Source organism: Bacillus sp. FSL R12-0074 (assembly GCF_038005725.1).
In the GTDB taxonomy this organism is placed as follows: Bacteria; Bacillota; Bacilli; order Bacillales; family Bacillaceae_G; genus Bacillus_A; species Bacillus_A mycoides.
This window is the reverse complement of record NZ_JBBOTR010000001.1, coordinates 5,031,587-5,044,852: the sequence shown is the minus strand read 5'-3', so window position 1 is coordinate 5,044,852 and position 13,266 is coordinate 5,031,587. Positions and strand designations below refer to the sequence as shown.

The 13,266-nt window shown below is 36.2% G+C and carries 10 protein-coding genes and 1 pseudogene; 4 read left to right on the top strand and 7 right to left on the bottom strand.

Annotated features, from left to right (window positions below; all coding sequences use genetic code 11):
* Positions 1-188: 188 nt before the first annotated feature.
* A pseudogene (locus NSS97_RS26355) lies at positions 189-575 on the top strand (zinc ribbon domain-containing protein); the annotation flags it as partial.
* 12 nt (positions 576-587) lie between these two features.
* Positions 588-1,961 (top strand): TcaA NTF2-like domain-containing protein, encoded by a 1,374-nt coding sequence (locus tag NSS97_RS26350; protein ID WP_107887195.1) that lies wholly within the window; start codon positions 588-590, stop codon positions 1,959-1,961.
* Positions 1,962-2,194: 233 nt separating this feature from the next.
* On the opposite strand, the gene NSS97_RS26345 is transcribed toward NSS97_RS26350, so the two are convergent.
* Entirely contained in the window at positions 2,195-2,497 is a 303-nt protein-coding gene (locus NSS97_RS26345) for a DUF3910 family protein (RefSeq protein ID WP_002184639.1), read from the bottom strand.
* An 85-nt stretch (positions 2,498-2,582) separates the two neighbouring features.
* Entirely contained in the window at positions 2,583-3,461 is an 879-nt protein-coding gene (locus NSS97_RS26340) for a cell wall-binding protein EntA (RefSeq protein ID WP_002184640.1), read from the bottom strand.
* A 676-nt stretch (positions 3,462-4,137) separates the two neighbouring features.
* Here NSS97_RS26340 and opuD point away from each other — a divergent pair.
* Both opuD and NSS97_RS26330 read left to right on the top strand, forming a co-directional pair.
* Positions 4,138-5,652, top strand: a complete 1,515-nt coding sequence (opuD, locus tag NSS97_RS26335; protein WP_002184641.1) for a glycine betaine transporter OpuD — start codon at positions 4,138-4,140, stop codon at positions 5,650-5,652.
* Positions 5,653-5,958: 306 nt separating this feature from the next.
* Positions 5,959-6,093 carry a hypothetical protein gene (locus tag NSS97_RS26330; RefSeq protein WP_000833065.1) on the top strand — a complete coding sequence of 45 codons (135 nt, stop codon included), beginning with the start codon at positions 5,959-5,961 and terminating at the stop codon, positions 6,091-6,093.
* A gap of 219 nt (positions 6,094-6,312) precedes the next feature.
* Here NSS97_RS26330 and NSS97_RS26325 read toward each other — a convergent pair whose 3' ends face one another.
* From NSS97_RS26325 to NSS97_RS26305, 5 genes are all read right to left on the bottom strand, one after another.
* A complete protein-coding gene (locus tag NSS97_RS26325) occupies positions 6,313-7,614 on the bottom strand; it encodes a glycosyltransferase family 2 protein (protein WP_000988776.1) in 1,302 nt (433 codons plus the stop codon).
* Positions 7,611-8,366 carry a diguanylate cyclase gene (locus NSS97_RS26320; RefSeq protein WP_002184642.1) on the bottom strand — a complete coding sequence of 252 codons (756 nt, stop codon included), beginning with the start codon at positions 8,364-8,366 and terminating at the stop codon, positions 7,611-7,613. Before NSS97_RS26320 ends, NSS97_RS26325 begins: the two co-directional genes overlap by 4 nt.
* Positions 8,367-8,628: 262 nt before the next feature.
* The gene (locus NSS97_RS26315; RefSeq protein ID WP_001101995.1) at positions 8,629-9,840 is read right to left on the bottom strand and encodes a NupC/NupG family nucleoside CNT transporter; all 1,212 of its coding nucleotides are present in this window, start codon (positions 9,838-9,840) and stop codon (positions 8,629-8,631) included.
* 363 nt (positions 9,841-10,203) lie between these two features.
* Complete coding sequence (locus tag NSS97_RS26310; protein WP_341114421.1) at positions 10,204-11,919, bottom strand: C40 family peptidase; 1,716 nt, start codon at positions 11,917-11,919, stop codon at positions 10,204-10,206.
* A 210-nt stretch (positions 11,920-12,129) separates the two neighbouring features.
* Positions 12,130-13,014 (bottom strand): D-amino-acid transaminase, encoded by an 885-nt coding sequence (locus tag NSS97_RS26305; protein WP_341114419.1) that lies wholly within the window; start codon positions 13,012-13,014, stop codon positions 12,130-12,132.
* Positions 13,015-13,266: the final 252 nt, after the last annotated feature.

The following is a 13,266-nucleotide window of genomic DNA, read 5'->3' as shown; positions in this document are numbered from 1 at the left end:
CAGAAAAAATGAAATTCTAATTACACAATTGGAAAATCATGGTAATATATATGAAGTTAATTTTGTATATTACCATATGTTTATAGGGAGAGAGTTAGCTTGTCAGATTTATAGAAGAAATTAGGTAGTGGAATGAATAAGATACAAGAGGGAATAGAACAAGGAAAGCAGAAGTTGCAAATTGCACAAGAAATTGCTCAATTGAAAAAGGGAATGCAAGTGTAAATGCAGATATCGCAGAGGTTGATGAAGTAAATGATGGCTTCCATTATGGTTTATTATTACTTGTGATTCCGTTATTCCTTATGTTTAGCGCAGGTAGAAAGTTAGTAGAATTACCGACTACTAATATGTATATTACACTAGCGGTATGCAGTGGCTCTTACACAATTATGATGATTGTAATGAACATAATTTCTAAGTTTTGAATTGATGTATCTGGAAATGTAATGAATTTATTCGAGGCAATTGGCACGGTGCTATCTATGCAGAATTCATTTATATATTTAACTTTGTTTAGTTTCATTGTGACATATGTAGCGGCTTTCGCTGGAATGAAATTAGCTAAGAAATAGGGGGAGAGCATATTGAAGTTTTGTGGAACTTGTAAAAATCAGCTTGCAGACCATTTGAACTTTTGTCCTGAGTGTGGAAGTAAAGTAGAAGAAATTGCTGATCAAACAGCTTCTTCTCATTCAGAAATGCGTAGAGCAACAAGGCGAGTGAAAAGTAAGAAAAACATGTTTTTACTTATAGGTTTTGTCATTGTTGTTGCTATTTTGTTTGGCGCATATAAATTCGGTGCAAGCAAGTTTTCGAAGGAAAAGCAAGTAAATGCAATGATCGAAGCATTCCAAAAGAAAGATGTGAATGCAATCGATGAGTTTTTGAAAGTAGACGATCCAAGCTTAAAAGTGAAGACAGAAGATATTAAAGCTTACATACGTTATTTAAAGGATAATCCTTCGTACAATAAAGCATTACTGTCTTATTTACAAAAAGAAACAGTAAATCAAAAGTTAGCAAGTGATAATGCATCTTTTAAAGATGGGCAAATTATAGAAGACGGGAAAGAGTGGTTCTTATATCCGAAGTATAAGTTCAGCATGAAATCTTATTGCATGAGTGTTAGCACAACTGCAAAGAATGCTGAAATATATGTAAATGATAAAAAAGAAACAGAGCTTTCTAGTGATAAAACCTCAAAAGAATTAGGTCCATACTTCCCAGGTGCTTATGTTGTAAAGGCGAAGACAGAACTTACTGAATTAGAGACAGAAAAAGAAGTAGATCTAGCAGACGAAAAGAATGGGACAGTAGAAGTGAATTTGTCACTTGAAGGAAATTATGTAACCATTTCTTCCGATGAAAGCGACGCAACTGTTTTTGTTAATGGTAAGAAACGCGGAAAATTAAGTTACGGTAGCTATAAACTTGGTCCTGTACCGACAGATGAAACGGTAGAAGTACATTTAGAGAAAAACACTGACTTTGGTGTCATTAAATCCGAAAGCATCAAAGTTGGAGACCAAAGCACATATTATTTAAAGTTCCCGAAAGAAGCTTCAAGCTCAGCAGTTGGTGACTTTGTACAAAATCATATTTATAATAACGTGCGTGCAATTGCATTAAATGATTTTAGCTTAATTGAAAGTGATTATGATAAGAGCGGGAAATCGTATAAGGAAGACCGTGATTACTTGCAATATCTACACAAAAAAGGAATTACAGAAGATTTATTAACAATGGGAATTCGTAATGTAGAGCGTCAAAGTGAAACGAAGTATAAAGTAACGACATATGAAGAATATCATATTCGTTATGGTGATGGCTCTGTAAAATTCAAAAGCTTTAATAATGACCATATCGTTACTGTTAATGGAAATGGAAAGATATTGTACCATTCTCTTGGAGCGAATAATACGCTGAAATCAGAGGAAGTATCTGGTCCGACTCGTTAATATTAAGAGAGACTGTTCATTTTTGAACAGTTTCTTTTTTTATGTAGCACCGCTATTTTCAATCTTTGTCGGTAAATCGATATTTCATGTCGAACCGTTGATATATTGTAATTTATGATAGATATATTCGGAAAATCATTGATATAGTTTTCTCTACTCGTATTTATGAAGGGAAAATAAAAAAGGATATCACTTAGTCGGAAAATTCTACTAGGTGATACCCTTTTTGGCAATTAGGAGCGTGTTTGCTTTAATATCGCTTGTACATATGGATCCTGTAATATTTGTTCTATAAACGGTAGCATTCCTTGCTCGAATGGAATATCAATAGGAAATGGCTTTTGAGAGCCTGGCTTTATTCCATATTGTACGATTTTGTAATGTGTATTTTCTTCAGACTTGAGCACAATTAATTTATAGCGATTGTCATCATTTGCGAGTGAGAAGTCAATTGCGATAGCATCATATGTTATATCATCTTTATATATGTACGGTTTTGGTGTACCGACCCAGTCTACCTTAGCTTTTAAATTCATGGACGTCACCTCCTTATATGTATTATATAAAAAATAAAAGCCAGCTCTCAATAAAGAGAACCGGCTGTAATTTAGCAGTCATTGGTTATTTTAAAATTTTCACTTTAACAGTTTTGCGTCCCCATTTTTGAGCAGCGCTATCTGATCCAAGTAGGATGTCGATACGGTTACCTTTAATTGCGCCGCCAGTATCTCCAGCGATAGCTTCTCCGTAACCTTCTACCCATACTTTAGATCCTAATGGGATTACTTTCGGGTCAACAGCGATCATTTTCATGTTTGGGTTCGCTGTTAAGTCATGACCCATTGCAGTTAATACACGGCCGCCGTATGTGCCACCGTTTTCACTTGGGTGAGCTGTATATGCTGTAGCTACAACTGTTAACTCACGACCATTAGAAGGTTCGCTAGTTTCAGCAGCTTTCACAGCAGGCTTAGCAGCTGGTTTTGCTTGTGCTGCAGGTGCTTGAGCTTTAGCTGGTGCTACAGTTTTAGCAGGAGCAGGTTGTTCTTGTTTCTCGATAACAGGTGCTGTACCTGTTAAGAAAGGAACGTGAACATAAGCCGTTTTCCCGTTATATTCAAATTGTAACCACTCATTTTGTACTTGGTTCGTTGTTTCGATCATATCGTCTTTCTTAAGCGTTCCAAGAATTTCTGAGTTTGTGTTCGCTTCAGCACGTACATTTAATACGTTAGCTGTTACATAGTAAGAGTTCTTTGTAAACTCTGCACTTACGAATGCGTCTTTACCATCTAATTTGATTTGTGACCATCCGTTTTCTGTATTTAGAACATCTAATTTATGACCATTCTGTAATTTACCGACAACTTTTGATTCAGTAGTAGGGTTTTCTCGTACGTTTAGTACGTCTGTTGTTACAACAGTTTCTGCATTAGCAGATGCGGTGAAAATCCCAAGACCAAAAACTGCTGCTGTTGCTATTCCAATTAATTTTTTCATGATAGCCTCCATTGCGTTTGTTTTCGTGTCCTCATTATAGCAACAGATTTTTTCGGGTTTTGGGAAAACACACAATTACAAACCATTCGTAATAAGTCGTTAACACTTTGTAATATAGCTAGAATGAGAGGAAAGCGTTTTTCATTCCATATAATTAGTAGGTTTCTAGTTATATTCAAAATATTTAATACAACATATTTTTTTCGGTGTAAATAAAAATATTACAGGGGTGTTACGTGATGATTACTATACAGTTACACTCCTTGAGTATTTTACCGTTTTATGGGTAATATAGTTATATAAACATAAACATCTCGTTTGTGAAGTTATAAACACGCGCTATATACTAGCAAAAAACCGCATAATTGTTACAAGAAGAAAGGGTTGTAAAGAATAAATCTGCCCTTTTTAAAAACTGTAACACATCCTTTTTGGGGAAATCTCTTCCCATCCGCATTTTTCTCACACAATTTGACAGTAGTATTCCAATCTTGTAGCTCTTGCAGAGTGGAAAGGTTGTACGGAAGGTAAGGCTGTCCATAAGAACTCTAATTGGTGAAGGCAAAACTAAGAGAGCCGAAAGAAAATCACCACAAAAAACTATGGTTTTCTATCCGATTTAACATATCGGAATTTATGATTTTTACAAGAAATGAAACATACGAAGGGGGATTTGATGAGGAAACTGACGAAAACATTTATTGTCTCATTAACATTATGTATTGCATTTACACTTTGGGGGATTATTCCCGAATCTATTATTGGAAAAGGTAGCTTAGGAAATGTAACGACTGTAATTCAAGCTGCGTTAGTTAGTAAGTTTGGATGGTTCTATATTATTTCCGTTTCTATTTTCTTAGGAATTGCTATTTTCTTAATTGTTTCTAAGTACGGTTCGATTCGTTTAGGTAAAGAGGATGATGAACCTGATTATAGTTATATGACATGGTTTGCTATGTTATTTAGTGCCGGTATGGGAATCGGTTTGGTTTTCTGGGGTGTCGCAGAACCGATGAACCATTTATACACACCTCCGTTTGGAGAGAGTGCGACTGAAGAGAGTGCACGCCTTGCACTTCGTTTCTCATTTTTCCATTGGGGATTACATCCGTGGGGATTATATGCACTTGTAGCATTATGTATTGCGTATTTTACATTTAGAAAAGGAAGAGCAAGTACAATTAGTGCGACAGTGGGTCCGCTATTTAAAGGCGGTGAACATGGCCGTATTGCACATACGTTTGATGTTCTAGCTGTATTTGCGACAGTATTTGGTGTGGCGACATCATTAGGACTTGGGGCAAAGCAAATTGCGGGTGGTGTTAGTTATTTAACATCCATTCCAAACTCATTACCGACACAGCTAGTAATCATCGGAATTGTAACTGTTCTTTATATGCTATCTGCGCAAACGGGACTCGATAAAGGAATTAAATATTTAAGTAATGCGAATATTATTTTAGCGTTTGCACTTATGATAATTGTATTATTTGCAGGTCCAACAAACTTTATTATGAATTATTTCACTTCAACAATCGGTTCATACATTCAAGAATTGCCAAGTATGAGTTTCCGTTTAAGTCCATTAAATGAAGGCGGAAATCAATGGATTCAGTCATGGACAATTTTCTACTGGGCATGGTGGATTGCATGGTCACCATTCGTAGGTACGTTTATTGCTCGTGTGTCACGCGGGCGTACAATTCGTGAATTTGTTGTTGGTGTGTTACTCGTACCAACAGTAATTGGTGCGCTTTGGTTCTCTGTTTTCGGAGGAACAGGTATTCACATGGAGCTATTTGATGATGCAAATATATATGGACAAATTAAAGAAATGGGCACAGAAGTAGGATTGTTTGCGATGTTAGACCAAATGGGTAGTATGGGACCGGCTTTATGTGTGTTAGCCATTTTACTTATTTCAACATTCTTTATTACATCGGCAGACTCTGCTACGTTTGTTCTAGCGATGTTAACGACACATGGTAGTTTAAACCCACCAAATCGCATTAAAATGGTTTGGGGCATTGTTCTAGCGGCATTAGCTTCGATCTTATTGTATGTTGGTGGATTAGAGGCGCTGCAAACTGCGTCGATTATTGCGGCATTCCCATTTGTATTTGTTATTTTCTTTATGATTGCAGCACTATTTAAAGAGTTGCAAAAAGAAGGACGTATGAAACAGCATTAATAATAGAAGAAAAAAATTCTGTATATATAAATAGTATTAGGACTGTCGAATGTCGGCAGTCCTTTTTCACTGTTCTATACTATTGTAGGAAAATCATTACTTTGTTACGGAATACTATAGATATCGGTAATTTAAAAAGAAAAATCGATATAGTTCGACAATATCTGATATTTTACACGTTATATTCATATTTTTGACAAAAATATGTCGGAAATGTGTTGTCACTTTTATGTATATGTGCTATATTATTTCCTGTAAGCGATTTCAAATATTTTTAAATCGCATTCAAGGGGGACATCTAGAATAATGAAACGTTACGAAAGAAAGTGGAAGCATATTTGTTTGAAACGTGTGGCACATCGCAATGTCCAAGAAAGCACGGAACCTAAGACTGAAACGCGCAAAGAGCAGCAAGAAAAGCAACTGGTTCTACAAAAATAGCAATCACTTTTTCGTATATAAATGAAGGTCGATCGTTCGTTGGGGGATGGACGTGAAATTACTTTCAGCTAAGGGGTATTGTCTGATATATAGTATTACGGTAAAAAATAAGCACAGAGCTTACGGCGCTCTGTGCTTATTTTTTATTCCGTAAAAGCCCGATTGATGAGGGCTAATAATCAGTGGGAAATGAATAACCCCACTGATTAAAGTTTCACTTTATTTTTCCTTTTTAAATCGTACTGTTTTATCCCAGCCAATTACTTGTTTCTTGCTCTTTGCACGTAAGTAAAGAATGAGACTGCGAATAAACAAATACGTAAAGAGCTGTGCGTACGTAAAGTACATAATGACGCTTATGAAAATGTTGGTTGGTGTAAAGGTTCGTTCGACGCTCTGGGCACTAAATAATTGAGAAACATATGTAATATATGCGACATACCACATAAATAGTAATGGAATGCTGTATTGAATTTGGAATATCCCGAGCAGTCCAATTACAAACCAAACGTTTGAAATGATTAAGAATAGCCAAAATACGACATATACTAAAACTTGCTGTAAGGAATGGACGAGTAGCTTTCCTTTAAAGAAGCTTAGCGAAGAAAACATTTTTTCTAAAATATATAAGTTTCCTTGAAGCCAACGTGTACGCTGTTTAATAAGAATTTTTAAATGTTCAGGTTCTTGTTCCCATGTAATCGATTCCGGGACGATTGGTAAGAGATATCCTTTTTGGGTAATTCTCAATGTTAATTCGGCATCCTCTGCAATTGCATAAGGATCATAGCCGCCAAGTTCTTCTAATGCGGAACGACGAAGAAGCATGTTTGTTCCGGTCAGTGAGCCTGTTTGGAATAATAGCCAGCGTCCAGATTGCATAAGGAGCTGGAAAATCTGAAATTCTAATGAAATCATTCGTGTAAGCCAATTTCTCTTTTCATTTACTGTACGAACGTGTCCAACTGCTCCAACGGCATCCTGGATGGTTTCAGCATGTTCTACGAGCATTCGCAGTGCATGTGGTTCAGGTTGATTATCTGCATCGTAAACACAGAAGTATTCACCATCTGAAATGCTAAGACCGTAGTTTAATACACGCGATTTTCCTTTCGGTTCGCCAGGTGGTACACGAATGTGATGAATATGAGCATAAGCTTTGTCGAAATCATCGCCAATTTCAGGTGTTTCATCTTGAGAGTTATCGTTTAATAAATAAACGTTTAATTTGCCCGGGTATTCAATCTTTGCCATCGCTTCTAATGTATCTTTAATAACGACACCCTCATTATGGGCAGGTATTAAAATATCTACACTTGGATAATGTTCTAGCGTACGATCTTTTCGTTTACTATTTCGATGAATTAAGCCCGCGAGTGTTAAGAGAGAGTAGTAAACGAGTAGGCCTGAGAATAGAAAGGCAGTAAAAATAAGTACATATTTGATTGAAAATGTGATGCTAATCCAAAATACGAGTACGCAGAACAGAAGGAATAAAAGGAGTATAACGAGTGTCATCATAATAATGTCTGTCCTTTTGTGTTGATTTGTTCTCGTTTTATTTTAATATCTTGAATTGCTTCAGCGGCAAGCCATTGCTCCATTTTTGGATGTAGACGGTTCATTACAATATCAGCACCAGCTTCATTTGTGTTTTGTAATAAAATGACCAATGTATTGCTTTCATATTCAGCAGCAAGGTCAAAGTCAGTTCTTACTGTATCAACTAATAATGAAGCTACACGATCCATGACACTTTCCTTCGTATATTTACTAAAGGAAGTGAAATCAAAGAAAATAATCATGCCTGTTTCATTACGACGATCCATCGCAGTCCTTAATAATGCTTGTCGTCTTTCGAATTCTTGCCTTGTTAATAGTTTTGATTCTCCGATGTATTGCTCCAACACTCTCACTCGTTCAGTTAACTCTTTATTTTTAAGGATGACCTTTTTTAATAGGTGGGTTGAAATATAAACAATGAAGAAGTTAGCTGCCATTAGGAAGTGGGTAATGATATATTCCCATTGTTCTGATGTACTCCATAAGTGAAGCCACGCTTCATAAAATAAATAGAATACTGAAATGATGGCTCCCAGTATAAAGAAAATAAATGCTGTTTTATCAGCTAAAAATAGGAATAGTACATTTATGATGACATATATAATTGTAAAAATGAGCGCGTGCTCATATTTCGTCACATGTACAGTAGTAAAATAAAATAAAATTTGTAAAATCCACATAGAAAGGACTTTATAGGATTTATCTTTCACGAAACTTTCCTCCTTAAAGATAATTCATGCAGGATATTTGTAGTATGCACAATTATTAATAAATGGACCGTGTAGCTGGAATTTTTTTTAAAGCGTGCGACATCAAATAGTATCCCTCTTGTGCAAGAAAAAATAAACAGACATACTAATTATCGTAACATATCATCTAGATATCTAGACATGTGGTGTTTAGTATATATGAAAATTATATTTATAGTATACAAAAAAGTCTCCTCTTTAAAAGAGGAGACTGTACATTAATTTATAGGAACATCATACCTGCAACTGCTGCGTTTAAGAAGTTCGCTAGTGTACCAGCAATAACTGCTTTAATCCCTAATTGTGCAATTTGTTTACGGCGAGTAGGAGCTAATGTTCCTGTTACACCTAATTGAATTGCGATAGAAGAGAAGTTTGCAAAACCACAGATTGCGAATGTTAAAATCAGATTTGTTTTTGCAGAGAACTCTGCCATGTGAGGTCCTAAGTTTGCGTATGCAACGAATTCGTTGATTGCAAGTTTTTGACCGATAAAGCTTGCTGCTTGTATAGCTTCACCCGGTGAAACCCCGATTAAGATTGCAAATGGTGATAGTAAGTAACCGAAGATTAAATCAAGGCTAAGTTTAATATCGAACCAAGAACCAACCCATCCTAATAAGCCATTTAATAAAGCGATTAATGCGATGAAAGCCATTAACATTGCTGCTACGTTAATAACAAGTTGCATACCCTCAGATGCACCACGTGCAGCTGCATCGATAACGTTTGCGTCTTCACGTTCTGTAGAAAGTTCAACGTTATTATCTACTTTTTCTGTTTCTGGCATAATTAGTTTTGCAATTAATAAACTTGATGGAGCTGCCATAATTGCTGCTGCTAATAAGTGTTCTAACGGAATTCCCATTGCTGCGTAGCCGACAAGAACTGATCCGGCAACAGCTGTCATACCACTTACCATAATAGTGAAGAATTCACTGTTAGTTAAACGTGCTAAGTATGGTTTAATTAAAATTGGTGCCTCAGTTTGTCCTAAAAATACAGTTGTTACTGAGTTTAAACTTTCTGCTTTCGAGGTTCCAAGAAGTTTACTTAATGCGCCACCAACAATACTAACAAATTTCTGCATAATACCGAAATGATATAAGATTGCAACTAATGAACTAATAAATACAATTGGAAGTAGTGCTTGAATCACGAAGATAAATCCCCAAGGTCCTTTTGCGTTGACTAAATCCCCAGCAACGAACCTAATTCCCTCGTAAGAAAAATTAATTAATCCTTGAACACCGTCAGCAGCGTGTTTTAAAACTGCTTTTCCAGCATCCCATCGTAATACGATAAATGAAAATGACATTTGTAATGCTAGCGCGATTAAGATTGTGCGCCAATTAATAGCTTTGCGGTTGGAAGATAATAAGAAAGCGATTGCTAATACTCCAATCACGCCGCCAATTCCCCATAAAACATTCATGCAGTGTATGCTCCTTCCTCATAGTAAAAAAGTGTATAAACCAGTTGTCTATACTTTTGCGAATATAACATCTTAAGTAACTTATCATAATGGACATCGGAGGTCAAACGTCTAACGAAAAGTTTAAATAAAAAGAAAATTCTTTGAAAAAACACATATAAAATGAATCGACATGAAATAGGTTATGTTTTTTGTGGAAATATATTCATTGTGATAACGTTTTGGATGATTTTTATAGAATATAGTGTATGAAATAAGGAAATGAACGCATAATTTTTGCGTAGAGAGAATGAAAGGGGATTACTATATTGAGCCCTTTAAAAAAGAGCCTTCTAGTAAACTAGAAGGCTCTGAAACTATCATTTAAGGTGCTTTTGTATACCCTAAGAAATGGCTTTTCCAATAAGAATTGTTTAATGAAACGATTGCTACACCTTTATCTCCAGCTTGGATAAACGATCCACCTCCAAGGTAAATACCCATGTGAGAAGGACCTGCTTTATAAGTATTTTGGAAATAAATTAAGTCGCCTGGTTGTGGACTTGAAGTTTTTGGTAAGCTACTCCAATATCCTGCAACACTTTGGCGGCTAATGTTATGGCCAAATTTCTTAAATACGTGGTAGATGTAACCACTGCAGTCAACACCATTAGCAGAAGAACCGCCCCAAACGTATGGCACGCCTTGCATAGATTTCGCGTATGCAAGTATAGAAGAACTGTCACCGCTATTGTTGCTTGTATTGTTATTGTTATTATTATTATTATTTTGATTTTCATTAGGCTTATTATCTACTGCGCCCCCAACTGGTGTTTTAGATAGGAAACGTGTTCCAATGTAACCAGTTTGGCCATTGTAGTTAATTTTGCTCCATCCAGAGTTTTCAGAGATTACTTGAACCTTCTGTCCTTGTGGAAGTGCGCCTATGATTCTATAATTTGTACCTTCGCCGCTACGTACATTTAGTGCAGAAGCATTAATGTAGTAGTCGCCAATTGCACCTTGGTTAGGTTGCTCAGGTTGTTCAGGAGTAGTAGTGCCACCTTTAACGAATTTTACGAATTCGCTGCTAACGTAGCCTGTTTTTCCCTGATAATTAACTTTAAACCAGCTACCTTCAGATCCAACTACGTTTAATTTCGTACCATTTAATACGCCACCAATTACGCTATGGTAAGTAGCAGGGCCCGTACGAACACGTAGTGATGTTGCGTTAACGACGTAAGTGCCACCAGTTTGAACAGTTACATTATTGTTTTGTTCCTGGTTGTTACCTTGCGTGGTGTTTTCGTTAGAACCGCCTTTTGTTACGTAGTCTTTGCTTAAGTAAGCTGTTTGTCCTGCATAATTGATTTTGAACCAATCTTGAACTTCGCCTATAACTTGTACTACTTGTCCTTTTTTCACAGAACCTATAGTTGTATGAGAAGTGCTAGGACCTGTACGAACGCGAAGGGAAGATACGTTTACTGTATAGTTTCCACTTGCTGGTTTTACAGTATTATTCGTATTGTTGTTTGAAGAACCTGCATTAGAAGAAACACTAGATACGAATTCGCCACTTACATAGCCAACTTTTCCATTATGGTTGATTTTCACCCAACCATTTTCTTGACCAATTACGTTTAATGTTTGTCCTTCATATACACGTCCTGAAACAGAACTAGAAGTGTTAGGAGCGGTACGTACACGTAATACATCAGCAGTAACTTTATTGTTTCCACCTGTACTTACATTGTTATTTGTTTTTTTCCCATTTTTTGATACAAATTCACCACTCACATAACCTGTTTTCCCATTATGGTTAATTTTGAACCAACCATTTTCTTCTCCAATTACGTTTAATGTTTGACCATTATAAACGCGAGAGATGATGTCGTGAGAAGTACTTGATCCTGCACGAACATGTAGCACGCTAGCATTCACCGTATAAGATGAACTGTTTGATGTGGAAGCTTGGACAGTTTGTGTAGCAGCTTTTTGTGTGTTTTGTTCAGGGGCAGCTTGAACGCTATCAAGTGTAGGTGCTGCTCCTCCTGCTACAGACACTGCCGCAAGACCGGCAAGGTATTTTTTCATAATTTGTCGATTCCTTTCTGTCTGTAATGTAGTGAAGAAATATTTACCAACTGTTAAAAATTCTAAAGAGCATGTCGATTACTGTCAAGACTTATGCGGGAATCTGAATATGACAAAAAGATTACAAGAAAAAATCAAGGTATAAATCTACACCTTGATTTTTATTTAAATACATATGTTGGATGTAGAGAGATTTGAAATTATTCGTGTTTAAGAAGATGACATGTTGGATTGTAACAAGCTTTGAAAAAAGGATTTTTGTAGCATTTTTGTGATAGGGCCAACTTGACCATCTTGAATTGCAGTTCCATCAAGGTGGGTCATCGGTAAAATTTCAATAGTCGTTCCCGTAAAGAAGCATTCATCTGCTTGATAAACATCGCGAATGCTGAACAGTTCTTCTTGTACAGGAATACGAAGGGTTTTCGCTAAGGAAAGGATATATTGACGAATAATGCCATTTAAAATAAGGTGATTGGCTGGATGTGTGTAAAGAGTTCCATTTTTTATGAGAAAGAAATTAGAACAGCTCCCCTCAGTTACAGTACCGTTTCGTACGAAAAGAGCTTCTTTACAACCTTTGCGTTCAGCTTTCGTAGCAGCTAATACATTGGGTAATAAATTTAAAGATTTGATATCACAGCGTAGCCAGCGCGTATCTGGTTCTGATATAGCACGTACACCATATTCAATCCATAAAGCTGGTCTTTCCTTCTTTGTAATATAGGCATAGATTGTCGGAGGGACGTCATATGAGAATGCATGGGTACGAGCTTGTACACCACGAGCTACTTGCAAATAAATAGTACCATCTTCGTGGAAATTATTACTTTCAATTAGTTTGTAAAGTAGGATAATAAGCTCTGCTTTTGAGAAAGGAAGTGATAATTCTATTTCTTCCATGGAGCGATATAACCTTGTGATATGCGGATCTAATAAGTGAAAGTTCCCTTTATATAGGCGAATAACCTCATAGACACCATCTCCAAACTGCAAGCCTCTTTCTTCAAGTTCTATGTACGCGCTATGTTTTGTTGTATCAATAACTGCATCATTCCATAGTACAAATTTTTCGTATGCCAATTTTCGTCCCATCCTTTCGTTAGTACATGAATAAAAAGCACTCTAGTTATTTTTATGTGAGCAATTCTCTTCATATGACGTATATGTATTTGAAAATTATAGAGAAGTAGTGGTGATTTATAGCATTTTGTATATACAAATTCGAAAATGAGAAATAAGAATCCTGCTTTTTGAAATAAAAAAAGCAACATTCGTATTGAATGCTGCACAAGGAGGGTAGCTATCTTTCGTAGGGACATCGTCTTATTAAAAGTTTTAGTAAGA